Annotated in this window: 19 protein-coding genes; 8 read left to right on the forward strand and 11 right to left on the reverse strand. The window is 64.2% G+C overall.

The genetic code is table 11. The annotated features are described in order from the left end of the window. Positions 1-15: 15 nt before the first annotated feature. The 11 genes from CXQ82_RS30475 to tagH are packed head-to-tail and all read right to left on the reverse strand — an operon-like array spanning position 16 to position 15940. A complete protein-coding gene (locus CXQ82_RS30475; protein ID WP_101273600.1) occupies positions 16-1725 on the reverse strand; it encodes an SUMF1/EgtB/PvdO family nonheme iron enzyme in 1710 nt (569 codons plus the stop codon). Then, a complete protein-coding gene (locus tag CXQ82_RS30480) occupies positions 1718-2902 on the reverse strand; it encodes an ABC transporter permease (RefSeq protein WP_101273601.1) in 1185 nt (394 codons plus the stop codon). Before CXQ82_RS30480 ends, CXQ82_RS30475 begins: the two co-directional genes overlap by 8 nt. Continuing rightward, a complete protein-coding gene (locus tag CXQ82_RS30485; protein ID WP_101273602.1) occupies positions 2902-3606 on the reverse strand; it encodes an ABC transporter ATP-binding protein in 705 nt (234 codons plus the stop codon). Before CXQ82_RS30485 ends, CXQ82_RS30480 begins: the two co-directional genes overlap by 1 nt. Then, complete coding sequence (locus CXQ82_RS30490) at positions 3606-6563, reverse strand: serine/threonine-protein kinase (protein WP_101273603.1); 2958 nt, start codon at positions 6561-6563, stop codon at positions 3606-3608. Before CXQ82_RS30490 ends, CXQ82_RS30485 begins: the two co-directional genes overlap by 1 nt. After that, positions 6560-7279 (reverse strand): PP2C family serine/threonine-protein phosphatase, encoded by a 720-nt coding sequence (locus CXQ82_RS30495; RefSeq protein WP_101273604.1) that lies wholly within the window; start codon positions 7277-7279, stop codon positions 6560-6562. Before CXQ82_RS30495 ends, CXQ82_RS30490 begins: the two co-directional genes overlap by 4 nt. Then, positions 7280-7933: a type VI secretion system-associated protein TagF gene (gene tagF / locus CXQ82_RS30500; protein WP_101273605.1), complete on the reverse strand. Its 654-nt coding sequence runs from the start codon at positions 7931-7933 to the stop codon at positions 7280-7282. Next, positions 7930-11430, reverse strand: a complete 3501-nt coding sequence (gene tssM / locus CXQ82_RS30505) for a type VI secretion system membrane subunit TssM (protein ID WP_101273606.1) — start codon at positions 11428-11430, stop codon at positions 7930-7932. Before tssM ends, tagF begins: the two co-directional genes overlap by 4 nt. Further along, the gene (locus CXQ82_RS30510) at positions 11427-12716 is read right to left on the reverse strand and encodes a DotU family type VI secretion system protein (protein ID WP_101273607.1); all 1290 of its coding nucleotides are present in this window, start codon (positions 12714-12716) and stop codon (positions 11427-11429) included. The genes tssM and CXQ82_RS30510 overlap by 4 nt, the downstream gene beginning before the upstream one ends. Positions 12717-12722: 6 nt before the next feature. Beyond that, the gene (gene tssK / locus CXQ82_RS30515) at positions 12723-14057 is read right to left on the reverse strand and encodes a type VI secretion system baseplate subunit TssK (RefSeq protein ID WP_101273608.1); all 1335 of its coding nucleotides are present in this window, start codon (positions 14055-14057) and stop codon (positions 12723-12725) included. Between the two features lie 16 nt (positions 14058-14073). Next, complete coding sequence (gene tssJ / locus CXQ82_RS30520) at positions 14074-14580, reverse strand: type VI secretion system lipoprotein TssJ (RefSeq protein ID WP_101273609.1); 507 nt, start codon at positions 14578-14580, stop codon at positions 14074-14076. 52 nt (positions 14581-14632) lie between these two features. Next, positions 14633-15940 (reverse strand): type VI secretion system-associated FHA domain protein TagH, encoded by a 1308-nt coding sequence (gene tagH, locus CXQ82_RS30525; RefSeq protein WP_101273610.1) that lies wholly within the window; start codon positions 15938-15940, stop codon positions 14633-14635. Positions 15941-16334: 394 nt separating this feature from the next. Here tagH and tssA point away from each other — a divergent pair, with 394 nt between their 5' ends. The 8 genes from tssA (at position 16335) to tssH (ending at position 26187) form a co-directional block, all read left to right on the forward strand. Beyond that, a complete protein-coding gene (tssA, locus tag CXQ82_RS30530) occupies positions 16335-17354 on the forward strand; it encodes a type VI secretion system protein TssA (RefSeq protein WP_101273611.1) in 1020 nt (339 codons plus the stop codon). Positions 17355-17408: 54 nt separating this feature from the next. Then, positions 17409-17915: a type VI secretion system contractile sheath small subunit gene (tssB, locus tag CXQ82_RS30535; RefSeq protein WP_010207547.1), complete on the forward strand. Its 507-nt coding sequence runs from the start codon at positions 17409-17411 to the stop codon at positions 17913-17915. A gap of 2 nt (positions 17916-17917) precedes the next feature. Continuing rightward, the gene (gene tssC, locus CXQ82_RS30540) at positions 17918-19414 is read left to right on the forward strand and encodes a type VI secretion system contractile sheath large subunit (protein WP_101273612.1); all 1497 of its coding nucleotides are present in this window, start codon (positions 17918-17920) and stop codon (positions 19412-19414) included. Positions 19415-19597: 183 nt separating this feature from the next. Further along, positions 19598-20086, forward strand: a complete 489-nt coding sequence (locus CXQ82_RS30545; protein WP_017735732.1) for a type VI secretion system tube protein Hcp — start codon at positions 19598-19600, stop codon at positions 20084-20086. A 78-nt stretch (positions 20087-20164) separates the two neighbouring features. Further along, entirely contained in the window at positions 20165-20680 is a 516-nt protein-coding gene (tssE, locus tag CXQ82_RS30550) for a type VI secretion system baseplate subunit TssE (protein ID WP_005792513.1), read from the forward strand. Then, a complete protein-coding gene (gene tssF / locus CXQ82_RS30555; RefSeq protein WP_101273613.1) occupies positions 20677-22536 on the forward strand; it encodes a type VI secretion system baseplate subunit TssF in 1860 nt (619 codons plus the stop codon). The genes tssE and tssF overlap by 4 nt, the downstream gene beginning before the upstream one ends. Further along, positions 22500-23543 (forward strand): type VI secretion system baseplate subunit TssG, encoded by a 1044-nt coding sequence (gene tssG / locus CXQ82_RS30560; RefSeq protein WP_101273614.1) that lies wholly within the window; start codon positions 22500-22502, stop codon positions 23541-23543. Before tssF ends, tssG begins: the two co-directional genes overlap by 37 nt. After that, complete coding sequence (tssH, locus tag CXQ82_RS30565) at positions 23536-26187, forward strand: type VI secretion system ATPase TssH (protein WP_101273615.1); 2652 nt, start codon at positions 23536-23538, stop codon at positions 26185-26187. Before tssG ends, tssH begins: the two co-directional genes overlap by 8 nt. Positions 26188-26202: the final 15 nt, after the last annotated feature.

Below are 26202 nucleotides of genomic sequence, written 5' to 3' on the forward strand. Positions count from 1 at the left end.
CTATACAGCCAGCGATCATCGCTGTCCGCTCGCTGCGAGCAATTCCTTCAAGATCGTCGCCGGGTCGGCCCGCTGTTGTTTGCGGTAATTGCCGACATGGCGGACGAACAGTGTTGCGCGCGTCACCAGGCTCTTGCCGAGCACCGGTTTGCGATCCAACTCTTCCTTGATTCGTTGAAACTGCGCCTGGATCACCGCATCGGTGTAACGCGTGCCGGTGGCCAAGTTGTCGATGTAGATCGCCACCGCGCCGTCGAGCGCGCTGCGGCCGTTGGCAATGGCCATGTCAAACAGCTGCGCGCTGGCCTCGTCCTTGTTGTCCAGGGCCTGCTGGCGACTCTTCTGCAGGTTGGCCAGGCGGATGTTGTAGTTGGCGATGGTTTCAGCCACCAACGCGGCTGACTGAATCAGGTTGCCCGCCGCTTCTTCGCGTTGCTGGGCGATCAGCGAGACATTGCGCTTGAGTTCTTCATTCACCAGCCCCAGCTCGGCTTGCAGCTTGGGGTCGGCACTGGCGGCGATGATGCTGTCCAGGCGCTTGGTCGGGTCCTGGGCGTCGTCGATGGCGTCGGTCAGCGCGGCCAGGCGGCCCTCTTTCTGCCACTGCGCAAACAGCTCCTTGTAGCGCGAGCGCGGCGCCGACAATGCGCCAATCGCCACGCGGAACCCGGTGGTCTCGTTGCTTTGTTCAGTGCCGTCGGCGGCGAACAGCGGGTACTCACGACGCATGCCGGTAAACAGCGTGCCCTCGCCTTCCAGGTAGTTGCCGCCCTTGACCACAAAGCCGCCGTACGTGCCCTGGCGGCGCCCGGCGTGCACCAGCTGGAAGGATTCCTGGACCATTTCCGCGGCGTTGCCGATCACGTCGAACAGGCCGATGGGGTTGGGCAACTTGGTGCCGATGGGCATCAGCCGCGCCGCCTGGCCGGTGCCGCCGGCCACTTGATTGAACACCGCGTAGTCGCCCAGCGGGCCATCGCTGTCGCTGCCTTCGACGCGGCGTGGGAACAGGCGCCCTTCAAGGTCCTGACGGCTCACGGCGTGGCCGCCGCGCGCGGCAAATTCCCATTCCACTTCGGTGGGCAGGCGCACAAAACCGAGGCCGCCATCGTCGGCTGAAGAACCGCGCCCGCTGACTGGCAGCAAGTCGCGGTGGTATTTCATCAGCCAGGCGCTGTACACCGCCGAGAAGCGCTCGGCTTCAAAACGCGACAGCTTCACCTTGGGCAAGCGCCCGGCCATGCCGGTCGGCGCATCGCAGGCCGGGGCCGGTTCACCACTGGCCAGGGCCTGCGCCTGAGACATCACCTGGGCGTATTGGCGTGCGGTCACTTCGTACTTGCCGATGAAATACAACATGGGCTTGAGCGGGGTCTTGGCGTCGGTCTTCGGCATCAACGGCGCGATGACTTTGTTCCACTCCTTGGGCAAGTCCTTGAGGGTGAACTGGCCGTTGATAAAGTCGCGGCGGTAGCCGGAAATAAACGACTGCTGGTAGCCCGCCTCACCTTCGGCGAAGGGGTAGCCGAGGCTGATCTCGCGGTCGTCCAGCGTGCCTTGGGCCAACACGTAGGCGTAGCGGAACAGCATGTTGCCTTCACACGGCAGCGGCAGGCTGACGTCGCCCGCCAACGGTTTCGGGTTGTCGAGCTTGTCGCTTGCCTCATCGGCCCAGGCCATCGAGGCCAAGGTCAGCGCCACGGCGGCGCCCAGTAACTTATACATCTCTGATTCCTTCAGAAGCCTGGATACGCGCCACTCGCCAACCACCACAGGCCGCCGCCACGGCGCTGACGCCGAGGATTGCAACCAGGGCCAGGGCGTAATGACGCGCCAGCAGGTGGCTGGCGTATTCGCCCGGCACCTGCACAAATAATTGATTCAAACCCGCCTCGGCCAGGCCGTACAGCCCGGCGCTGAGCACGGCGGCAACACCCGCGCTGTACAGCGCCTGCATCACCACAAACAGCAACAGTGCCCCGGTGGAAAACCCCAACAGGCGCAGCACCGACAATTCCCGACGCTTGCGCGCCACAGCGGCCAGCGCCCCGGCGAAGATCGCCGCAAACGCCCCGAGCAACGCCAACCCGGCAATCACCCAGAACACGATCGACAGGTTGCGGCTCAACGACTGCACCTGGGCGATGGTCTGCGCCTGGGTCGAAACCAACAGATTCTGCCCGGCGAAAAATACCCGCAACGGCTCTACATCGGTGAGGCTGCGCGCATACAAGCGAAACGCCGGATACACCCGCTGCTCGCTCACGCCCAAGGCGTCTCCCTCCCAACCCAACGCCGGGGCGGCGCGGCCATCGCGGTAATCTTCCGCCGCTTCCAGCAAGCCCAAATCCGCAAACAACCCATCGCGCGCAAAGGCTTCCAGCGGCAATACCGCCTGCACTTGCACCCGCGTGCGCTGGGCCTCGACGCGCCCCGCCACTTGCCGCGCAAAGCTGGTTTCCAACCAATCCCCCGGCCGCGCCGCGAGCTTCTCGGCGGCGGTATGACTCAATACGATCTGGTCCAAGCCCCGAGGCATCGGTAAACCGGCCAGCAACGGATCGCCCGGCGCGGTCGGCAGCATCTCCAGGGCCAGCGTGCCGACCTGCGCCGTGGCTGCAATCTGCCGCGTACGCGGGATGGCAAACGCCACATCAGGACGCTGGCCGAGCTGCTCGATCAATGCGCTGCTGAATCGACCACCGCCCAGCGGAATAATTTCACGGGTAGCGGGGTCGGTCTGCAAACGTTCGGTCAAACTGCTAACCAGTCCAAATTTCAGACCAAATAACACCAGCAGCGGCGCGATCACCGCCACCAGCGCCAGCACCGAACAGGCCGACAGCCAGGCGTCGTTGCGGTAATCCTGCCAGGCCAGGGAGGTGATCAGAGGCAGGCGCATCAGCACGCCTCCCCGAGGGTGGCGGTAACGCCGCCGTCGGTGTCGCGCCGGCAACTGATGCGCCGCACCTGCAAGCCACTGGCGCGCGCCAGCGGTTCGTCATGGGTGGCGATCACACAAGCGGCGCGGTGTTCACGGGCCTGGGCCAGCAGCGCGTGCATCACGCGCTCGGCATTCAAGGGGTCGAGGGCTGCGGTCGGCTCATCCGCCAGCACCAGTTGCGGCGCGTGGGCCAAGGCGCGGGCGCAACTTACGCGCTGGCGTTGGCCCACTGACAAGGCCGCCGGCTTCTTCGCCAACTGATCGCTGATTTCCAGCTGCTCGGCCAGGCGCGCCACGCTGCCGTCATCCTTCAGGCCCAGCAGCTGGCGGGATAACGCGATGTTGCTGCGCACATCCAGAAACCCCAACAGCCCACCGGTTTGCAAAACATAGCCCAGGTGCTGGCTGCGCAATGCGGCCAGGCTGGATTGCTGGTCGGCGCGCCACAGGGCACCGATGTCCTGCTGAAGGAATTCAAACTGGCCGATCCGGTCCGGCGCCAACACCAGCGCCAGCAGATCGAGCAATGTGCTTTTGCCACAGCCGCTCGGCCCGACAATCGCCACTTGCTCTCCCGCACGCAGCTGCAAAGCCGGAATCACCAGGCTATAGCGCTGGCTACCGAGGCCCCGGCTCTTGTGCACCGCGCTCAGGTTCAGCATCAAGGCAGCGTCGACAACGGCACGCGGTACAACGCGTCGCCCGGCTCGGCATCGCCGAAACGGACCCAGTTGGCCAGGTCATTGTGGAAGGTTTCATACAGGCGGATTTTCGAATCCAGCTCGTCGATAAAGTCTTCCTGTTCGGCCACGCTCAACGACAGCCACAGGTCCTGGCTCATGTTCAGCGACTTGCTGCGGTACGGCAGGCCTTCCAGGTATTCACCGAGAATGCCGCCGTCCGCCAGGTTGCCGCCCTTGCGCAGGGCTTGCGGGTCGCGGCTCATGTAGGCCGAGGCGCTGGCGATTTCCTGGAAGAAATCCTTCGGCGAGGTCTGGGTTTTGCGCGCCGCATCCACGATCAGTTTCAGCGACTGCTGCAGGTCGTTGAGCTGCAACTTGGTGAGCATCACGCACACCTGGAACGCCGGCAGCGCCGGGTTGGTGAGGTCGCGGTCGGCGGTCCAGGCGCTGACCAGTTGCGGCGCCTGGCTCGCGGTTTTGCGGCCGAGGAAGTCCATATGCATCGCATAACCGACGGCGGCGGATTTGTCCGCCAGGCTCGGCGCGGTGCTCAACAGCGGCACCGGCTGCGGCGTATTGCTGCGCACCTGGTGCACGAGGTTGGCGAACACGCTGCCAATCTCATCCACGCGCTCGCCCAGCTTGCGCACGTCGCCACCGGGCACCGGCGTGTACAGGTCGCCGATCTGCGGGTTGGCGTCGGCGGTGAGGATGCGGTACTGGCTTTCGGCGCCGGCGTGGGTTTTCTTGCCGGCATCGGTGCGCAGGTGCAGGGCGTAGATCTTGATCTGCTTGCCCAACGCGGCCTGGCGTACTTCGGCTTCGTTCATCTGGGTGGCGGCAAACGGGTCGTTCTTGCGCAACGCGCCGGCATCGGTAACCAGCAGGATGATGCGCCCGCCATAACCGGACCAATCCATGCCGTCCACGGCCTGCATCACGCCGGCAAACGCGTCTTCGTTGAACGAATGGCTGGAGACGGTCGAGGCTTTGACCTGCCGCGCCATGTCGAGGAAGCGTTGCGGGTCGCGGCCCTGGTCGAGGGTGATGAGGGTTTTCGCGGTGTATTCCAGCCCAGGGGTTTTCTTGATGCTGCTGCGAAACCCCACCATGCCGAAACTGACACTGTCCAACTCGCCGCGCTCGGCGATGCGGGTTTGCAGCTCGTGCACCACATCGCGGATCTGGTCGATATACGGCTGCATCGACACGGTGGTGTCCACCACCATGACCACCGCCGTACGGAAGGCGTCGGCGTTGGCCGCCGCGACGGCCCGGGCTGGCGCCTTGGCCGCGGCGCTGCCGGGATCGATAGAGGCCACGTTGAGCAACTGCACCGGCTGGCCGTTCTCGTCGAAGGTCTCCTTGGAGTCGAAGATCGGCAACAGGTAGAACTGGTTCTGCGGCACCGCGCTGGCCGCCGGTTCCAGGGCCAGGACCTGGCCGTTGTCGTCGCTGTTTTGCTGCGCCTTGGCCAATACGCCTTTGGCGGCGGCAGGGTCAGCCAGCAGCTTTTCCACCTCGCCGGGTTGGCGCAGGAACATCACCGGTGCGCGGCCCGAGCGCTCGGTGAACTTGAGCACCAGGCTCTGCTTCCAGTCGCTGACTTGAGAGGCCGGCAACCAACCATCGCTGCGACCATCGGTGGCGGCGCCTACACGTACCCAAGGGCTGCCGTCGATGTCTTTGCGTTGGTACACATAGAGCACGGAAAACGCCGGCAGCCCTTCGCTGGGGGCACCACCAGCATCATGGGCAAGCTTGGCGCCCGGCTTACTGAGAACGCGCTGGAACAGGGTTTTCTTGCCCGCCATCAACAGCGGACGCTGGCCGCCATCCACTTCGGCCACCGGCGGCGGTGTCACTTTGGGCACCACCGCAGCGGGCGGCGTGGCGGGCGCATCGCTGCCGCTCAACCACCAATAGCTCGCGCCACCGATAGCCAACGCAACAGCGACGGCCACCGCCGCCAACGCCAGCACCGGCCCACGACGCTGCTCGCTGTGGTGGGTCGGCGTCACCACCGGTTGACGCACCGGTTCGGGCTTGGCCGTCGGAATTTCGATGGATTCCGGCGTGATGCCCGCCAGGTCAAAACTCATCGGGATCGGCAGCGGACGCACCAGCGTGGCCTCCACCGATTCGCTCGGCAGGTTATCCAAGGCCAGCAGCAACGCCGCCGCATCCGGGAAACGTTCCGCCGGGTCCTTGGCCAACAGCTTGCGCAGCACACCCTGGTAACGCCCGTGGTGCACCGGCAATTCCGGCAGCGGCTCGGTCAGGTGCGCCAATGCGGTGGACAGCGCATCGGTGCCGCTATAGGGCAGTTTGCCGACGAGGATTTCATACAGCACCACGCCCAGCGCGTAGAGGTCGGCGCGGCCATCAATCTCCTGGCCCCGCGCCTGCTCCGGGCTCATATAGCTCGGCGTGCCAACCGCGAAACCGGCCTGGGTGAACTGGGTGCGATCGTCCAGGGATTTGGCGATACCAAAGTCCGACAGCACCGCCGTGCCGTCGGCGCGGAACAGAATGTTCGCCGGCTTGACGTCGCGGTGCACCAGCCCTTGGGCATGGGCATAACCCAGCGCCGAAGCAATCTGGCGGATCAGCGTCACGCCCTGCTCCGGCGTCAGCCCCGCGGCGATGCGCTCCTTGAGCGTGCCGTTGGGCAGGTATTCCATGGCCATGTAATACAGCTCACCGACATTGCCGATGTCATGGATGGTCACGGTGTGCGGGTGCGACAAGCGTGCCAGGGTCTTGCCCTCGCGCAGGAAACGCTCGCAGAAGCTCGGGTCAGCCGCCAACGCCGCCGCCATCACCTTCAACGCTACCTTGCGCTCCAGCGAGCGTTGGGTCGCCAAGTACACGCTGGCCATGGCGCCTTCGCCGATTTCGCCTTCGATGTCATAGCCGGGAATCAGGATGTTCATGCCGATACCTTCACGACGATGGCGGTGATGTTGTCCGGCGCGCCGCGATTGAGCCCGAGGTGCACCAGGCTGCGCACGATTTCATCCGGCGCGTCATGGCTGAGTACTTCGCGGATCTCGTGGTCCTCAACGGTTTTGTTCAGGCCGTCGCTGCACAGCAAGTAGCTGTCGCCGGGGGCGATCAACAGGTCGACCACTGCCAGTTCCAGTTGCGCCTCCACGCCGATCGCGCGGGTGACGATGTTGGCGCGCGGGTGCACGCGGGCATCGGCCTCGCTGAGCAGGCCGCTGTCTTGCAGGTCTTGTACGTAGCTGTGGTCGCGGGAGATGCCTTCGAGCACGCCGTCACGCAGGCGGTACAGGCGGCTGTCACCGGCCCACAGGCACACGCCACGCAAGCCGCGCGCCGCCAGGACGACCACGGTGCTGCCCATCATGGTCACGCCACGGTTGGCGGTTTCTTCACGTACGGCGGCGTTGATGCGGATCAGGTCAGCGCGCAGGGCGGCGGTGTATTCGTCGAGAGAACGCCCCACCGGCACACCGCGCAGGCTGTCGACGATCAGACTGCTGACGTAATCCCCCGCCGCGTGCCCGCCCATGCCATCGGCAACCACCCACAGGCGGTTTTCCGGCAGGTCCAGGCATGCGTCTTCATTGACCTGGCGCACCATGCCCACATGGCTTTTGCTCGCGGATTTATACGTCGACCCCATCTACACCACACCTTCTTGTCCGAGCAAAAACTGCACAAAATCGCCGGTGGCAGGCAGGCCCTGGCACCGCAATAAACCGGGGGAAATCGTCTGCGAACCACGGCCCCACCACAGGCTGGCACCGTCGCAGGCCTGTTCGGCGAGCGCGGCCATGCGCTGATGCGGCACGGTGGCCGCCACGCGCTGCAGGCCGGCGAAACGGCTGTCGACTGCGCGCGGCTCACTGGCTGGCACGCCGAGTCTGTCGAGGCCAGCGTTGAAACTTTCAAACGTGGCGCCGGCATCCAGGGTGCTCAGCAGCAGCTCTTCGGCCTGTTCGAACCAGGTGTCCGAACCGCCTACCAGGGACGCGGGGTTGGTGTCGTGATCGAGCAACGCCACCACCGCCAGCGGGAAATAGCGCCCGACCCGATCAATGCTCGGCATCACCACGCCCGCCGCCGCGTCCGGCCCGCACACGCCCGGCGCCAACACAAAGCGCCACAACGGGCTGACCAGGTAAACATTGAGCCAATCGCCGCCCAGGCTGTTCTGGCTGGCGAGCAAACCGGCCGCCAGCCAGCTGTCCCACGGGCCGATAAAACTCTGCGGCAAGGCGCGGCTGACAAAATCCCCGCGGCTGGCCAACTTGCCGTAGAAACCCAAAGCCGTCATAGCCGCTCCGGCAGGCTGAAGCCATTGAGTACGCGGCTCTTGAACGGGTTGAAGGCGCTGTTGGCGCGCAACTCGTAGGCAATGCTCGCGCCGTCGACCCGCAGGCGCAGGTTGAAGCGGTCCGGCGAGTTGCCGGCGGTGAGGTCCGATTGCTCCAGCAGGCGGAACCAGGCCCACGGGCCGTCCAGGGTCACACCGGAGCGCCCGCTGGCCGACGGCGGCATGATGGAGATACGCACCACGCCAATGCTGCCGGGGTTAGGCCATTGCATCGCCACCGGGCGGCTTGGGCCGTGGTCATAACTCAATTGCTGGCCGTCGAGGTCGAGCAGGAACTGGGTGATGGTCGGGTCCATCGATACCGGTTTTAGCTCGAAGCGTACGATGGGCTGAGTACCGCCAGCGCGGAAAAACGCGTCACGAATAGCCGCCGCGCGCTGGAAGGTTTGCAGCACGCCCGGCGCAATCCCAAGCTTCTGCGCCGCGCCCGGCTGCCAGCGCCAGGTTTGCGTGGAGGTGTCCACGTAGGGCTGCAGGTACTTGCGGAAGTAGTTGTCCATCACCCCGCCCACGCCGAAGAACTGGCCGAAGTCATCCAGGGTCGCATCCCGCGCGCTGCCCGGCGACATCGGATAACGGCCCGCCAACGACTGGCGATACACATTCACCACCTCGCTGACCCACGCCGCGTTCAGCTGGTTGCGCACGCCGCCCATCATGCTGTTGGTGGTGGAGTTGACCACCGACTTGACCATGCCCTGCACCAACGGCGGCTGGCGTTCGGCATTCAGGCTGACGCGCGTGGCCGCAGCCGCCGCCTGGTTCTTGGCCTCACCGAGCAACGCGTCGCCACTGGCGCCGACCATGGCGCTGACCTGCACGTACAGGGCGTTCATGTCCGCCAGCAGGCCGTCGATGGCGGCCGGTTCGCCTTCATTTTTGCTGACGATGCTGTTGAGTTCGGCAAAGTGCGCGGTCACCGGATCGTCTGCCGCCGCCGGTGTATTGGCTGTTGGTTGCTCCTGGCCGAGCAGGCTGCCGAGGCGCTCCTTGAGCTTGTCGACGCCACCTTCCACCGGCACGCCCTTGGCCGCTAATTGGCGTTCTTCGGCTTGCAGGTCGGTTTCCTTGGCCACCGCCACCAACAGTTTTTTCAGCGGCGAGGTCGGCCCGGAAATCACCCGCAGTACATCGGCCGCCTGGGCCACGCTGGTGATCGGCACAAAGTCGATATCGGCCAGCAACGCATCCCACTGGCGCTGGTAATCCTGGAAATACAGGCGGCGCACATCTGCGGCCAGGCTTACCACGTTCTGTTGATCAGCCTGCTCGCGGCCCAATACCCATTGCTCTTCAGCGAGGGTACCGGTCTGGTTCAGGCTGCTCAGCAGGAATGCCTGGCGATAACCCTTGGCGGTAAAGAAGCCACTCAACGGCTCGCCCAGCGGCTTGCCACTTTTGCGGCTGAACACCAGCGCGGCATCACGGCCGGCGGCTTCGTTGATACGGAAGTCCTGGACGCCTTCGGGCAGTTTCTGCCGTTTGACCCGGTCATACACACGCTGGGCCACCGGCAGTTGTTGCAGCTGGCGGCGCAGGTCATCGATCAGGCGTGGGTCGAGGCGTGCACTTGGGGGGTGGCGGTCAAACAACGCCTGCAAGTGCCCGGTCAACGCCTGGCGCTGGTCGGCCGGCAGGTCGCGTGGCAGGTTGCGGTCCCAGTCGAGGGCGATCCAGGCCTTGATGAAGTCCGGGTCGTAATGCTCACTGTCGGCGAGCATCAGGTAGGCCTTGAGGCCTTCGTAGAGGAAGTCCGAACTGCCGCCACCGTGCAGCTGTTCTTCGATACGCGTCACCAGGCGCGGCGCGAACACCGCGATCAACAGCTTGCGGTAGACGCTGGCGGATTCGGCTTCGAGCATATCGCCCTGGTACAGCCCCAGGCCCTCGGACCAGTTGGGAGAATCCCCCGCGAGGTTCTTCACCGCGTTGAGCAACGGCAGCACTGCCAGCACTTCGCGCTGCGCCGGGCTCAGGTTCTGCACGGTCTGGCCCAGCGGCGCGACCTTCTGATCGACTTGCGCGATATACGCCTGGTTGGCGCGGTAACTCACCCACCACAGGCCGCTGACCACCACGACCAACGCCACGGTAGCCGCGAGCACACCGCGCGCGACCCACTTGCGGCGGCGTTCGACCTGCGGGTTCACACCCACCAGGCCACGCTCGGCAAACGCCACGGCGGTGAAGAGTTTTTCGATGAAGTAACTGCGCCCGGTGCCGCTCTGGCGCGCCAGGTGCTGGCGGTCCAGGTTCATGCTCTGGGCCATGGCGCCGATCAGGCGGTCAATCGGGCTGCCCTCCTGGGTGCCGCTGGTGAAATACACGCCGCGCAGCAGCACGCGCTCTTCAAAGGCATTCGGTTTGAATACGCCTTCGAGGAAGCTTTGCAGGCAATCCTTCAAGGCGCCGAACTGCTGCGGGAACCCGTAGATCAGGTCGCGCCGCGCCGGGTCGCGTTCCTGTTGCAGGCGCTCCACCAGGCGTTCGTTGAGGCGCTGCTCCAAGCCTGCGAATTCGCTTTGCAGGTGGGCCAGCGGGCTGTCGCTGTGTTTGCCGTCGTCGAGAGCAAAGGTCATGCCCCACACCTGGGCGCGTTCTTCCTTGCTCAGGTTGTCGAAGTACTCCATGAAGCCCGGCACGAGGTCGAGCTTGGTCAGCATCAGGTAGATCGGGAAACGCACGCCCAACTGGGTGTACAGCTCCTGGATCCGCAGGCGGATCGCCGCCGCGTGGGCAGCGCGTTCGGCGTCGGTGCCGAGCAGCAAGTCAGACAGGCTGATGGCGATAAACGCGCCATCGATGGGTCGGCGTGAACGCTGCTTTTTCAGCAGGTCGAGGAAGCCCAGCCACGCGGCTTTGTCCACCGTGGAGTTGCTGTCCTGGGTGGTGTAGCGGCCGGCGGTGTCGAGCAATACGGCCTGGTCGGTAAACCACCAGTCGCAGTTTCGCGTACCACCGACGCCACGCACCGCACCGGCGCCCAACTGCGCGGCCAGCGGAAAATGCAGCCCGGAATTGACCAGCGCCGTGGTCTTGCCCGAACCCGGTGGGCCAATGATCACGTACCACGGCAGCTCGTAGAGGTTGCGGCGTTCGTCACCGCCCAGCTTGGCCTTTTTCAGCAGGGCCAGGGCTTCGTCCATGCGCTGGCGCAGGGTCGACAACTCTTCGGCGGTGGCAGTGCTATTGGGATCGGCCGGCGTTTGCGCGGCGAGGCTCCGCATTACTTCGGCGGCCTGGCGCCGCGCCTGGATGATGCGGAACACGCGGTATGCGATCCACACCGCGAAGACCAGAATGATCAGCGCCCAGCGGCGCCCTTCCGGCACCAACACGTCGAGCAACGGCCCGACAAACCAGATGATCAGGCTCAGGGCGATCAAACCCAGTACCGGGATCACCCAGCGAATCATGAAACTGAAAAACGCCTTCACTCGACGCCCTCCGCCAATACAGTGATTTCAACCCGGCGATTGCGGGCGCGGCCTTCGGCTGTGCTGTTGGTGGCCAGCGGCTCGGTGTCGCTTCTGCCTTCGGCGCTGAAGCGCTCGCCCTGGCCGGTCTTGGCCGCGAGGATCTCCAGCACCGACTTGGCGCGCGCTTCCGACAACGCCCAGTTCGACGGGAAGCGCAGCGTGGCAATCGGGCGGTTGTCGCTGTGCCCGGTGACGCGCACCTGGCCCTTCACTTTGCGGATGGCATCGGCAATGCGCAGCATCAGCGGCTGGTAGTCATCAACAATGCTGGAACTGGCCGACGCGAATAACTCGTCGCCCCTGATAGTCACCACCGAGCGGTCGACTTTATCTTCCACCGCCACGCGACCGGCCTTGATGTCTTCGGCCAGGAAGCCGGCCAGGCGCGGCCGCTCAATGACTTTGGGCTGCGCCACCGGGCGGTCGATGGCTTGCACCGGGATCTCGCCCAAGGCGTGGATATTCTTGAATACCGGTTCGGCATCCGATGCCAGCTTCATGCGCAAACCGAACAGCAACGCCAGCAGCAACGCCAGGCCGATGGCCACGGCGATCCACGGCGGCATGAATTGCGCCAGGCGATCCCGCGCCACGGTCACGCCACGCCAATGCGGCGACAGCTCCCGCTCGTGCTCGCCACGGGCGCTGCGAATGGCGGCGGCAGTGCGCTCGCGCAGGGCTTCCAAGTGGCTGCGGCCATCATTCATCACGCGGTAGCGGCCTTCGAAACCCAGGCACATGCACAGGTACAACAGCTCCAGCAGGTACAGGCGCTCGCGTGGGCTTTGCAGGCAATGGTCGAGTAACTGGAAGACCTTTTCGCCGCCCCAGGCTTCGTTATGCACGGTGATCAGCAGGCTCTGCTTGCCCCAATCGCTGGTGCTGCCCCAGGGCGTGCTGAGCACCGCTTCATCGAGAGCGGTGCACAGCGCGTAACGCGCCAGCAGCACTTCGTTGCGCGCCACGCCGGCGGCTTCGGCGCGCTCTTCGAACTGGCGCAGGTAGGCCAGCAATTGCGCGCGCAGGCTCGCCGGCGCCGGGTGCGCGATGGTGTTGCGCAGGCGCGTCAGCAAGGCCAACAGCGGGCCGGCGGCGCTTTCCAGCGGGTTCAGGCCCTGGCTTTTGCCGGTGAGCATCGGCGCGGCCGGCATCGCCAGCGGCGAAGGTTCGGCACGCACAGGTTCCGGCGCGCGGCCACCCGGGCGCGGCATGAACTGGGTGCGGTCATCATCATTGGGATGCATCGCGGTTTATCCTCGGATCGCCCAGAAGGCCAGGTTCAAACCCGGGAACTGCCCGGCGATATGGAAGGCAAAACCGCCGGAGTTGTTCAGTTGCTGCCAGTGCTCGCTGCCACGGTCCAACTCGTAATAGGTGCTGCCGGCGTGGTACGGGATCTGGCGTGGCGCCACCGGCAACGGCAGCAGGCCGATGCCCGGCAGTTGCAGGTTGACCATGTCGCGGATGTGCTCCACCGAGCCGACCTTGCTTTGCTGGCCGAAGCGCGAGCGCAGGGTTTCGCCGGGTACATCGGCGCGCACCACCAGGATGAAACTGGCGCTGTCGAGCAGGGTTTTGTCGGCGAGCATGGCCACGTGGATGCCGTAGGCTTTTTCGACAATCGGGATCGGCGTGGCCTTGCTGTCGATCAGCATTGACAGCGCTTCACGCAGGGCCGCCATCACCGGGGCGAAGCTCAGGGCCAGGTCGTCGTGCTGGTACTGCGGGTATTCCTGGGGGCGCCGGCCAGCGGTGGAAAAAGTCGAGAACTCACCGGCCAGGCTCACCAGTTCGCTGAACAAGCGCTCCGGATGCAGCGGGCTCAACTGGCTCAAATGCTGGATCAGCGGCTGCGCCCGGTTGACCAGTTGCAGCAGCATGAAGTCGGCGATTTCCGACGCGCCGCCCGCGCCCGAGGCGACCACACGGCCGGCCAGGGCTTCGCCGCGCTGGTGCAGCAGGCCAAGCAGCTCGCTGCGAAAGGCCGTCAGCGACTTGCTCGCAGCCACGTCCAACACCGGCGGGATGTAAGAGTCATCCAGCACCAGGGCGCGGTCGGCGCGTTTTTCCTTGATGCGCACCAGGCCCACGGCCGCGTAATCGCTGATGCCATCCTGGGCGGTCAACAGGCGCAGGGCACGCGAACCCACGGCCACTGGCGCGCGGTTTTCGAACGGCGCGTTGTCGTCACGGACTTCGCGCACCTGGCTCACGTAACGCGCGGCTTCCAGGGGCTCGCCCTCATCCACCGTGTCACGGGCGCCGGCGCGCTTGAGCGGCAAAGCGAGGTAAACCAGGCCGTCGCGCAGGCTGTCGTCAATATTCAGCGGGCTCGGCGCCAGGTCATCCTGGGGAATATTGAACGGCGTGCCGTCGGGCAACAGGCCGCGCGCCGACACGATTGCCAGCTTGCCCTGGGTCAACAGGCCCTGGTCGATCAGCAGTTCGGAGAAGCCCCAACTGCCTGCGGACAACGGGCGGCTGCGGGCGTCGATCAGGTTTTCCAGGTAACGGTCATGCTGCTGGAAGTGCTGCGTTCCGATGAACATGCCTTCCGACCAGACCACGCGATTGTTCCAGGACATGGGGGCTCCGATTGCGTTATTGGGCAGGGCTGGATGGGGAAACCACGACATCGGCGCGCACGGCACGTACATCGAGGCTGATCTGGTATTCGGTGTATTGGCGCGGCGGCACGCTGATCACCGTGCGCCATTGCGCGCGGTCCAGCTCGCGGTAACCCACCAGCAAGCCGATCTGGCGGGTGGACGGGTCGAGGTCGCGCTGGATGCTCAGTTGCTGGCCGGGTTGCACCATCACTTCGTCCTGGTCCAGCAGGTCCAGGCCGAGGGTGGATTGCGCGCGGTCAGCCAGGGCGAAGTAGTCGGAACGGCCGAAGGTGGCGGCGTTTTTCAGTTCGAAGATGCGCACCCGCACCGGCGCGGCCTGGCCGTTGGCGCCGGGGTTAAGCCCGGCAATCGCGTGGAAGTGCAGCTCGACGGCGGCAGTGTCCGCGTCTGCTTCGGCGGCGGCTTCGGGTTTGGCGGTGTCGTTGGCACACGCCGTCAGCAGCAGTGTGGCAACTGCGAGTAAAAACCTGGGAATCATCCTGCGTCCTCAATGACGTACTTAGCTATCCGTTAGATCCATGTAGTGCGGGTCAGCGACGTTGGCGTGCGCTGTGTTCTTCGTAGGCTCGGCTGAATTCGCGGCCGAACAGGTCCTGGAAATCTTCCTGGGCCTCGCGGGAAATATTGCTGTAAAGCTCAGTGAACTGCTGCCAGTACTGGGCCTGGCGCGAGCCGTTGAAAATACTCGAGAGCCCGCCGGGCTTGCCCATGCGCTCTTCCAACTGCGCCGGTTCAAAGCGTGTGAGCAGGTGTTTGATCGCCGCTTCAACCCCGGCCATCACGGCCAACTGGTGGGCGCGCAAGTCGTCGAAACTGTCGCGCACGGCCGCGTCCGGCGCCATAAACGCTTGGTTGCCGTGGCGAAGCAGCAGCAACAAGGCTTCGTCGGCGTTCGGGGCAAATTTCAACGGGTTGTTTTCGGCGGGCTGGATCATCGTCTGCTGCATGCGGAACTCGCCCTTGAGGCTGGCACGGGCACGCAACACGTCGATCAGGCCTTCGACCATCAGCCGGTAGCTGCGGCCGATGCTTTCCATCTGGGCTTCTGCCTGGACCTTGTCCAGACGCAGCTGGTCCAGGCCGGCACCCCGCAGGAAGGCTTGCAGCAGGTCAGGTTGTTGCTGGGTATCGGCGACCGCTTCGACCACGGGTGGCGGCTGGATGACGGGCGGCGGTGGCGCAGGTGGCGGCGCGACCGGCGCGGGTGTGTCGCCAAACAGGTCCCAGTCTTCGGGAATCACCGAGCCTGCGACCGGCGTTTTTTCCACGGCGACTGGCGTTGGCGGGCGGAAATCGTGCTGCTCGGAAGGCACGTGGTCCGGCACGGTCGGCGGCGGCACGGCGGTGGGGCTGAGGAAGTCGAACAGGTCCGGCAGCGTGTCCATCGACGACGCACCGTGGAAATGCGGCGCGATTACCGGCGTGGCCACAGGCTTGCTCGCCACGGCGCCCATCAAGGCTTCAAAGCTGTTCGGCGATTCACCGGCAAAGGGCTGGCTATCGATGGCCTGCACGTTGAAGTCGATACGCGCCTGGATCTCGTAATCGCCGATGCGGATCAACTCGCCATCTTGCAGGGGTTCGCTGTTACCTCTACGCAAACGAATAGCGGCGTTGACCAGCTCCACACCGTTTGTACTGTTATCGGTTAAATAATAACGGCCATCTTTGTATTGAATAACGCAATGTTGCGAAGACACCAGGCGCTCAGGGTCCGGCAATACCCAGTCATTATCCGAGCTGCGGCCGATAGCCATCGAGCCCTGGTTCATGGACTTTTCGGCGCATTGCCCAGGGGTGATTTTGTGATAACTAGTGATAGTCAAACACAGCGACATCTTGCCTCCTTGCTGATACTTCGCGCGCAGTCGATTCCCGGGACAGCGGTTCCCGAGAGTTCCCCATCAGGTCGTGCAATCGACCTTCCACAGCCTGCCAATGCCAGCATGATCGCTGATCTTAACTGGGCTGCATGACAAAAATCCTATCCCGGTGCGCCATTCGACCCACCAGTCGCGCGGGTTGTTAAGCACCGCACATCTGTCACAGAGGGCGAATAGCTTACCTTGACAAGGCGTAAGTACTACACCAAAAATGCACAACTTCTTGCATTGCAGTGGTGGCACATTAGTGGCATCGCAATTATATGACCAAGAAAACATGCAAAGTTCCTCGCGCAACTAATGCATGCTTTGCCCGCCATCTAACGGGCTGATAGGGAGATCAAATTCAGTGGATGTGCCGTTGCTGCTCGCCGCCGTTTCCGCGAACTCGCCTTGTGGCGAAGACATGGAATATGACGCGCAATTTCTTCAACTTGAGCGTGATGCCAAGGGTCAGCCCGAGCGCAGCATGGGCGACTCGATCCTGCCCGCTGAGCCGCCGGAATGGCGCAGCATCCAGCAGCAAAGCCTCGACCTGTTGCAGCGCAGCAAAGACCTGCGCATCACCCATTTTCTGTTGCAAAGCTCCCTCGCGCTCCAGGGCGTAGCCGGGCTGGCCGACGTCCTGACGCTGATCAACGCGCTGCTGCGCGAGTACTGGACCGACCTGCACCCGCGCCTGGATGCCGACGACGATAACGACCCCACCGTGCGCATCAACGCCCTCTCCGGCTTGACCAGCGACGCTACCATCCGCCTGCTGCGCGAAAGCATCCTCACGCGCTCGCGCACCTTCGGCCCGGTGACCCTGCGCGCGGCCCTCAACGCCAGCGGCCTGATGAGTTTCCCCGATGAGCAATTGGGTGCCCAACAGCTAAACGCCGCGTTCCTCGACAGCGACCCCGAGCAGCTGCAAGCCACCCGCGATGCCCTGGGCGCAGCGCGAGCTGCCTGCGAGGCCATCGAGCAGCAGGTCAACGATCAAGTCGGTTCCGCCCAGGGCGTGGACCTCACCACCTTGAAGCAGCCGCTCAAGCAGGCGCTGCAGATCCTCAACCAAGCGGTGCCTGGCACCGACAGCAGCAGCGAACCCGAGGCCGTCAGTGACGACAATGCCCCCTCGGTCGACTTCGCTGCCGCCCCCGCAGCACCGCGCCCGGTGGGCGACATCGCCAACCGTGATGACGTGCTGCGCAGCCTCGACAAGATCCTTGCGTACTACACCCGGCACGAGCCTTCGAGCCCACTGCCGGTGCTGTTGAACCGGGCGAAGAATCTGGTGCATGCCGATTTCGCGGCCATCGTGCGCAATCTGATTCCCGACGGCATGTCCCAATTTGAAAACCTGCGTGGCCCGGACGGCGAGTAAACCGCCAGGCCATGCAGTAACAACACCGTCGCTCAAGCGACCAGGAGCAGCAACGTGGCGAAGCAAAGTTCTCAGAAATTCATCGCGCGCAACCGCGCGCCTCGAGTGCAGATCGAGTACGACGTCGAGCTTTATGGCGCCGAGAAAAAGGTCCAACTGCCCTTCGTGATGGGTGTGATGGCCGACCTCGCCGGCAAGCCTGCCGAGCCTCTGGCCCCGGTGGCTGACCGCAAGTTCCTTGAAGTGGACGTCGACAACTTCGACTCGCGCCTCAAGGCCATGCAGCCGCGCGTGGCGTTCCACGTACCGAATGAGCTGACCGGCGAAGGCAACCTGAGCCTGGACATCACCTTCGAAAGCATGGACGACTTCAGCCCGGCCGCCGTGGCCCGCAAGGTCGACTCGCTGAACCAGCTGCTCGAAGCCCGCACCCAGTTGGCCAACCTGCTGACCTACATGGACGGCAAGACCGGCGCTGAAGAAATCATCATGAAGGCAATCAAGGACCCGGCACTGCTTCAGGCACTTGCCAGCGCGCCGAAGCCTGCAGGGGACCAATAATCATGACCGACAATACCGCCCGCGAAGGCAGCCAGATCCTGGGTGCCACCGAGGAAGCCAGCGAGTTCGCCAACCTGCTGTTGCAAGAGTTCAAGCCCAAGACCGAACGTGCCCGCGAAGCCGTGGAAACTGCCGTGCGCACCTTGGCTGAACAGGCCTTGGCGCAAACCGACCTGGTGTCCAATGACGCGATCAAGTCGATCGAATCGATCATCGCCGCCATCGACGCCAAGCTCACTGCCCAGGTCAACCAGATCATCCACCACCAGGACTTCCAGCAGCTGGAAAGCGCCTGGCGTGGCCTGCACTATCTGGTCAACAACACCGAGAGCGATGAGCAGCTGAAGATTCGCGTGCTCAACATCTCCAAGCCGGACCTGCACAAGACCCTGAAGAAATTCAAGGGCACCGCGTGGGACCAGAGCCCGATCTTCAAGAAGATGTACGAAGAAGAATACGGCCAGTTCGGCGGCGAACCTTACGGCTGCCTGGTCGGCGACTACTACTTCGACCAGTCCCCTCCGGACGTGGAGCTGCTGGGCGAACTGTCGAAAGTCTGCGCGGCGATGCACGCCCCGTTCATCGCTGCGGCCTCGCCGACCGTGATGGGCATGGGCTCGTGGCAGGAACTGTCGAACCCGCGCGACCTGACCAAGATTTTCACCACCCCGGAATACGCCGGCTGGCGCTCGCTGCGTGAATCGGAAGACTCGCGCTACATCGGCCTGACCATGCCGCGCTTCCTGGCGCGCCTGCCGTATGGCGCCAAGACTGACCCGGTAGAAGCCTTCGCCTTCGAAGAGAACACCGACGGCGCCGACAGCTCCAAGTACACCTGGGCCAACGCGGCCTACGCGATGGCGGTGAACATCAACCGTTCGTTCAAACACTACGGCTGGTGCTCGCGCATCCGTGGCGTGGAGTCCGGCGGTGAAGTGGAAAACCTGCCGGCGCACACGTTCCCTACCGATGACGGTGGCGTGGACATGAAGTGCCCGACCGAAATCGCCATCAGCGACCGCCGTGAAGCGGAGCTGGCGAAGAACGGTTTCATGCCGCTGCTGCACAAGAAAAACACCGACTTCGCCGCGTTCATTGGCGCGCAGTCGCTGCAAAAACCGGCCGAATACGACGACCCGGACGCCACCGCCAACGCCAACCTGGCCGCACGCCTGCCGTACCTGTTCGCCACCTGCCGTTTCGCCCACTACTTGAAGTGCATCGTGCGCGACAAGATCGGTTCCTTCAAAGAGAAGGACGAGATGCAGCGCTGGTTGCAGGACTGGATCCTCAACTACGTCGACGGCGACCCGGCGCACTCCACCGAAACCACCAAGGCCCAGCACCCGTTGGCCGCCGCCGAAGTGATCGTGGAAGACGTCGAAGGCAACCCGGGGTACTACAACTCCAAGTTCTACCTGCGCCCGCACTACCAGCTCGAAGGGCTGACCGTGTCGCTGCGCCTGGTATCGAAGCTGCCTTCGGCGAAAAGCGCCTAAACATCGGATGAGCTAGCTCTTCTGTGGGAGGGGGCTTGTGTGGGAGCGGGCATGCTCGCGAATACGGTGGGTCAGTCGAAACATCTTAGGCTGATACACCGCTTTCGCGAGCAAGCCCGCTCCCACACAAGCGGACTCCCACACAAACCATATCAAGTGGCAAGCGCCACACAGGGAGAAAACATGGCTGTTGATATTTTCATCAAGATCGGCGACATCAAGGGCGAGTCCATGGACAAGGCCCACAAGGACGAAATCGACGTGCTGAACTGGAGCTGGGGCATGGCCCAGTCCGGCAATATGCACGTGGGCGGTGGCGGCGGTGCAGGCAAGGTGAATATCCAGGACCTGTCGCTGACCAAGTACGTCGACAAGGCCTCGCCGAACCTGATGATGCACTGCGCCAGCGGCAAGCACATCGACAAGGTCAAGCTCACCGTGCGCAAGGCCGGTGGCGAGAGCCAGGTCGAGTACATGGTGATCAACCTGGAAGAAGTGCTGGTGACGTCCCTGAGCACCGGCGGTTCGGGCAGCGATGACCGCCTGACCGAAAACGTCACCCTGAACTTCGCCCAAGTGATGGTCGACTACCAGCCGCAGAAAGCCGACGGCACCAAAGACGGCGGCGCGATCAAGTTTGGCTGGAACATCCGTTCCAACACCAAGCGCTGATAGCCCTTGGGGCCGTGGCCTCGCGCTGCGGCCCCATACTTCTTGTTCCTTTCGCAACCCGTCCGTGGAGCTGCTTTGGTGGTAACTGAAATCGCTTCCCGCGACCGTCTGCAACCGTCCCTGCTGGACCGGTTGACCGACGACGACCCAACCAATCCCAAGGAAAGCGCCGACAAACGCGTGCTGTCCCTGACCCAATTAAAAGCCTCGGTACTGCGCGACCTGGCGTGGCTGCTCAACACCACGTCGTTGCTGGATGCCGATGCCACGCTGCACACCCCGGCCGGTACTTCGGTGGTCAACTATGGCCTGCCGGCACTCGCGGGCAACAGCGTTTCCAGTGTGGATATCAAAGCGCTCGAAGCCTTGATCTACCAGGCCATCGCCACTTTTGAACCGCGCATTTTGCGCCACACCCTGCGCGTCAAGGCGCGGGTCGGCCATGGCGAAATGAATCACAACGCGCTGAGTTTCGAGATTGAAGGCGACCTGTGGGCGCAGCCGGTGCCGTTGCGCCTGTTGCTGCAAACCGACCTCGACCTGGAATCCGGCCATGTGCGTGTGGTCAACGCCGACCAGCGGAGACGCCCATGAACCCGCGCCTGCTGGAGCTGTACAACCAGGAACTGCACCACGTGCGCGAAAGCGCCGCCGAGTTCGCCAAGGAATACCCGAAGATCGCCAGTCGGCTGACCCTGTCCGGTATGGACTGCGCCGACCCGTACGTCGAACGCCTGCTCGAAGGTTTTGCCTACCTGACGGCCCGCGTGCAACTCAAGCTCGACGCCGAGTACCCGACCTTCACCCACAACCTGCTGGAAATCGCCTACCCGCACTACCTGGCGCCGACGCCGTCGATGACCGTGGTGCAACTGCAGACCGACCCCGACGAGGGCTCCCTGGCCAGCGGTTTCCCGCTGCCGCGCGATACGGTATTGCGCGCCGCCCTGGGCCGCGAAACCCAGACCTGCTGCGAATACCGCACCGCGCACCCGGTGACGCTGTGGCCGTTGCAGGTGAGCAACGCCGAGTACTTCGGCAACCCTGCTGCCGTGCTCGGGCGCCTGGCCGCCAGTGAGCCGAAAGCCAAGGCCGGCCTGCGCCTGACCCTGCGCACCGGCGCCGAATTGCCGTTCAATAGCCTCGACCTGGACAACCTGCCGCTGTACCTCAGCGGTGCGGACGAGCAACCGTTCCGCCTCTACGAGCAACTGCTCGGCAACGCCTGCGCGGTGTTTGCACGCAAGCCCGGCGGCGATTGGGTCGAACGCCTGCCGCAAGACGCGTTGCGCTCGCGGGGCTTTGACGACGCCGACGCGGCCATGCCGGTGGTGGCGCGCGCCTTCCAGGGCTATCGCCTGTTGCAGGAATACTTCGCCCTGCCCCATCGCTACTTGTTCGTCGAATTCGCCGAGCTGAGTCGCGCAGTCAAACGCTGCGACGGCCAGGAACTGGAGCTGATCGTGCTGTTCGACCGTCACGAGCCGAGCCTGGAAGGCAGCGTTGGCGCGGCGCAGTTTTTGCCGTTCTGCACGCCGGCGATCAACCTGTTCCCCAAGCGCGTAGACCGTATCCACTTGTCTGACCGGGTCAACGAACACCATGTGATCGCCGACCGCACGCGGCCGATGGATTTCGAGATTCACTCCCTGAGCGGTATCACCGGCCACGGCACTGGGCCGGAGCAGCCGTTCTTGCCGTTTTATGCGGTGCGCGATCCGTCCCGTTATGGCCGCGACCAGGCCTATTACACGGTGCGCCGCGAACCGCGCGTGCTGTCCAGCGACCAGCGCCGCAACGGCCCGCGCTCCACGTACGTGGGCAGCGAAACCTTCGTCAGCCTGGTGGACAGCCGCCAGGCGCCCTACGGCCATGACCTGCGCCAGCTCGGCGTGACTGCGCTGTGCACCAACCGCGACTTGCCGCTGTTCATGAGCGTGGGCAACGGCAAGACCGACTTCACCCTGGCCGACAGCGCTCCGGTATTGGCCGTGCGTTGCGTGGCCGGCCCAAGCCGCCCGCGCGCCAGCCATGCCCACGACGCCAAGGCCTGGCGCCTGATCAGCCAGCTGTCACTCAACTACCTGTCGCTGAGTGAACAGGGCCAGGGCGCCGCTGCCTTGCGTGAACTACTGCGCCTGTACGGCGACAGCAACGACGCCGCCCTGCAATTGCAGATCGAAGGCCTGCGCGAAGTCAGCAGCAAAGCCGTGACCCGGCGCTTGCCGATGCCCGGCCCGATCGTGTTTGGGCGCGGCCTGGAAATCACCCTGGAATTCGATGAAAACGCGTTTCGCGGCACCGGTGTGTTTCTGCTCGGTGCGGTACTGGAGCGCTTCCTGGCACGCTACGTGTCGATCAACAGCTTTACCGAGACGGTGATCCGTACCACCGAACGCGGCGAGATCATGCGATGGAAAGCCAAGCCCGGGCGGCGTCCGACCCTGTGAATACTCTGGATGCGATGCATCAGGAGCCCTGGGAATACGACTTCTTCCAGGCGCTGCGGCGTATCGAGTGCGAATCGCCGGACCTGCCACGCCTGGGCCATTCCCTGCGCCTGGCGGATGACCCGTTGCGCCTGGGGCAACAGGCCGATTGCACCTTTGCCCCAGCCACCCTGGCCTCGGTCGACCCCGGTGGCGACGGCAAGCCGGCGCGGCTGGAGCAGTTCTTCTTCGGCCTCGGCGGCCCCAACGGCCCGCTGCCGCTGCACATCACCGAGTATGTGCGCGAGCGCCAGCGCAACAACGCCGACAGCACCAGCAAGCAATTCCTGGATGTGTTCCATCACCGCCTGCTGAGCCTGTTCTACCGGGCCTGGGCCGAGGCGCGGCCGACGGTCAGCCACGACCGGCCGGACGACGACTACTGGTCCGCGCGCCTCGCTGCCTTGAGTGGCCGGGGCATGCCGAGCCTGCTCAACCAGGGCCTGATCGCGGACACCGCCAAGCTGCATTACAGCGGCCACCTGTCGGCGCAAACCCGCTACCCGGACGGCTTGAAAGCCATCCTCAGCGAGTATTTCAGCCTGCCGGTGGAGATCGAGGAGTACGTTGGCCAATGGCTGGAACTGCCCGAGCGCAGCCGTGTGGGCGTCAGCGCCAACAGGTTGGGCGTGGATTTCTGCCTGGGCAGCCACGTGTGGGACCGCCAGCATAAATTCCGTATCCGCCTAGGCCCGCTCAAGCTCGATGACTACATGGGCATGCTGCCCGGCCACTCGCCGTTCAACGAGCTGGTGGCGTGGGTCGCCGAGTACCTGGGCCACGAATTGGACTGGGACTTGAACCTGGTTCTGCAACAACCCGAAGTCCCCAAGCTGCAACTCAACGGCCAGTTCCGCCTGGGCTTCAACACCTGGCTCGGCCAACCTGCGGTTGACGCCAACGACCTAATCCTGGCACGGCATTACGCCGATCACGCCACCACCTCAAGGAATCCAGAGCATGGGTGAAATCAGTCGCGCCGCACTGTTCGGCAAACTCAACAGCGTGGCCTACAAAGCCATCGAAGCCGCCACGGTATTCTGCAAGCTGCGGGGCAACCCGTATGTGGAGCTGGCCCACTGGTTTCATCAGTTGCTGCAACTGCAGGACTCCGACCTGCACCGCATCATCCGCCAGTTCAACGTGGAGCCGGCACGCCTGGCCCGCGACCTGACCGAAGCCCTGGACCGCCTGCCGCGCGGCTCCACCTCGATCACCGATCTGTCGTCCCATGTGGAAGAAGCCGTGGAACGCGGCTGGGTCTACGGCAGCCTGATGTTCGGCGAAAGCCAGGTGCGCACCGGTTACCTGGTGCTGGGCATTCTGAAGACGCCAAGCCTGCGCCACGCGCTGCTGGGTTTGTCTTCGGAGTTCGACAAGATCAAGGCCGAGGCCCTGAGCGAGCGGTTTGACGAGTACGTCGGCGACTCGCCCGAGAATGCGTTGAGTGCCAGCGATGGCTTCAATGCTGGCGTTCCCGGCGAAGCCAGCGGCGCCATGGCACCGAGCGCGATGGGCAAGCAGGAAGCCCTCAAGCGCTTCACCGTGGACCTCACCGAGCAGGCACGCAGCGGCAAGCTTGACCCGATCGTCGGGCGTGACGAAGAGATTCGCCAACTGGTCGACATCCTCATGCGCCGCCGCCAGAACAACCCGATCCTCACCGGTGAAGCCGGGGTGGGCAAGACCGCCGTGGTCGAAGGGTTCGCCCTGCGTATCGTCGCCGGCGACGTGCCGCCCGCGCTCAAAGACGTGGAGTTGCGCAGCCTCGACGTGGGCCTGCTGCAAGCCGGCGCGAGCATGAAAGGCGAATTTGAACAGCGCCTGCGCCAAGTCATCGAAGACGTGCAGGCCTCGCCCAAGCCGATCATCCTGTTTATCGACGAAGCCCACACCCTGGTGGGTGCCGGTGGCGCTGCCGGCACGGGCGACGCAGCCAACCTGCTCAAGCCCGCCCTCGCCCGTGGCACCCTGCGCACCGTCGCCGCCACCACCTGGGCCGAGTACAAGAAACACATCGAGAAAGACCCGGCCCTGACCCGCCGTTTCCAGGTGGTGCAAGTGGCCGAGCCGTCGGAAGACAAGGCGCTGCTGATGATGCGCGGCGTGGCTTCGACCATGGAAAAGCACCATCAGGTGCAGATCCTCGACGAAGCCCTGGAAGCCTCGGTGAAGCTGTCGCACCGCTACATTCCGGCGCGCCAGTTGCCGGACAAATCCGTCAGCCTGCTGGACACCGCTTGCGCCCGCGTCGCCATCAGCCTGCACGCAGTGCCAGCCGAAGTGGATGACAGCCGCCGCCGCATCGAAGCGCTGGAAACCGAGCTGCAGATCATCGCCCGCGAGCATGCCATCGGCATCGATATTGGTGCGCGCCAGAGCAACAGCGAAGCCTTGCTGAGCGCCGAGCGCGAGCGCCTGGCCAGCCTGGAAAGCCGCTGGGCCGAAGAGAAAGCGCTGGTGGACGAGCTGCTCGCGACCCGTGCAACGTTGCGTGAAAAAGCCGGTGTGGTGGACAGCGGCAACGACGAACTGCGTGCGCAACTCGTCGACCTGCAACAGCGCCTCACCGCCCTGCAAGGCGAAACCCCGCTGATCCTGCCGACCGTGGATTACCAGGCCGTGGCCTCGGTGGTCGCTGACTGGACCGGCATCCCGGTGGGCCGCATGGCGCGCAACGAGCTGGAGACGGTGCTCAACCTCGACCAGCACCTGAAAAAACGCATCATCGGCCAGGACCACGCGCTGCAGATGATCGCCAAGCGCATCCAGACCTCCCGCGCCGGCCTCGACAACCCGAGCAAGCCGATTGGTGTGTTCATGCTCGCCGGCACCTCGGGTGTGGGCAAGACCGAAACCGCCCTGGCCCTGGCCGAAGCCATGTACGGCGGCGAGCAGAACGTGATCACCATTAACATGAGCGAATTCCAGGAAGCCCACACGGTGTCGACCCTCAAGGGCGCGCCACCGGGTTATATCGGCTACGGCGAAGGCGGCGTGCTGACCGAAGCAGTGCGGCGCAAACCCTACAGCGTGGTGCTGCTGGACGAGGTGGAAAAAGCCCACCCGGACGTGCACGAGATCTTCTTCCAGGTGTTCGACAAGGGCGTGATGGAGGACGGCGAAGGCCGCGTGATCGACTTCAAGAACACCCTGATCCTGCTGACCACCAACGCCGGCACCGAGCTGATTTCCCAGGTCTGCAAAGACCCGGCGAATGTGCCGGAGCCGGAAGCGATCGCCAAGGCCCTGCGCCAGCCACTGCTGGAGATTTTCCCGCCGGCGTTGCTCGGCCGTTTGGTGACCATCCCGTACTACCCGCTGAGCGACGAGATGCTCAAGGCGATCACCCGCCTGCAACTCAACCGCATCAAGAAGCGCGTGGAGAACACCCACAAGGTTGCGTTCGACTACGACGACGCGGTGGTCGACCTGATCGTCTCGCGCTGCACCGAAACCGAAAGCGGCGGGCGCATGATCGACACCATCCTCACCAACAGCCTGCTGCCGGACATGAGCCGCGAGTTCCTCACGCGCATGCTCGAAGGCAAGGCGTTGGCGGGTGTGCGGATCAGCAGCCGGGATAATGAATTGCACTACCAGTTTGGCTGATGGAATGCGGTTAAA

The organism is Pseudomonas sp. S09G 359 (assembly GCF_002843605.1).
Lineage (GTDB): Bacteria > Pseudomonadota > Gammaproteobacteria > Pseudomonadales > Pseudomonadaceae > Aquipseudomonas.

Coding starts and splice junctions, on each gene's coding strand:
- CXQ82_RS30475 (WP_101273600.1), bottom strand. CDS start 1,725: ATGTATAAGTTACTGGGCGCCGCCGTGGCGCTGACCTTGGCCTCGATG.
- CXQ82_RS30480 (WP_101273601.1), bottom strand. CDS start 2,902: ATGCGCCTGCCTCTGATCACCTCCCTGGCCTGGCAGGATTACCGCAAC.
- CXQ82_RS30485 (WP_101273602.1), bottom strand. CDS start 3,606: ATGCTGAACCTGAGCGCGGTGCACAAGAGCCGGGGCCTCGGTAGCCAG.
- CXQ82_RS30490 (WP_101273603.1), bottom strand. CDS start 6,563: ATGAACATCCTGATTCCCGGCTATGACATCGAAGGCGAAATCGGCGAA.
- CXQ82_RS30495 (WP_101273604.1), bottom strand. CDS start 7,279: ATGGGGTCGACGTATAAATCCGCGAGCAAAAGCCATGTGGGCATGGTG.
- tagF (WP_101273605.1), bottom strand. CDS start 7,933: ATGACGGCTTTGGGTTTCTACGGCAAGTTGGCCAGCCGCGGGGATTTT.
- CXQ82_RS30510 (WP_101273607.1), bottom strand. CDS start 12,716: ATGCATCCCAATGATGATGACCGCACCCAGTTCATGCCGCGCCCGGGT.
- tssK (WP_101273608.1), bottom strand. CDS start 14,057: ATGTCCTGGAACAATCGCGTGGTCTGGTCGGAAGGCATGTTCATCGGA.
- tssJ (WP_101273609.1), bottom strand. CDS start 14,580: ATGATTCCCAGGTTTTTACTCGCAGTTGCCACACTGCTGCTGACGGCG.
- tagH (WP_101273610.1), bottom strand. CDS start 15,940: ATGTCGCTGTGTTTGACTATCACTAGTTATCACAAAATCACCCCTGGG.
- tssC (WP_101273612.1), top strand. CDS start 17,918: ATGACCGACAATACCGCCCGCGAAGGCAGCCAGATCCTGGGTGCCACC.
- CXQ82_RS30545 (WP_017735732.1), top strand. CDS start 19,598: ATGGCTGTTGATATTTTCATCAAGATCGGCGACATCAAGGGCGAGTCC.
- tssF (WP_101273613.1), top strand. CDS start 20,677: ATGAACCCGCGCCTGCTGGAGCTGTACAACCAGGAACTGCACCACGTG.
- tssG (WP_101273614.1), top strand. CDS start 22,500: ATGGAAAGCCAAGCCCGGGCGGCGTCCGACCCTGTGAATACTCTGGAT.
- tssH (WP_101273615.1), top strand. CDS start 23,536: ATGGGTGAAATCAGTCGCGCCGCACTGTTCGGCAAACTCAACAGCGTG.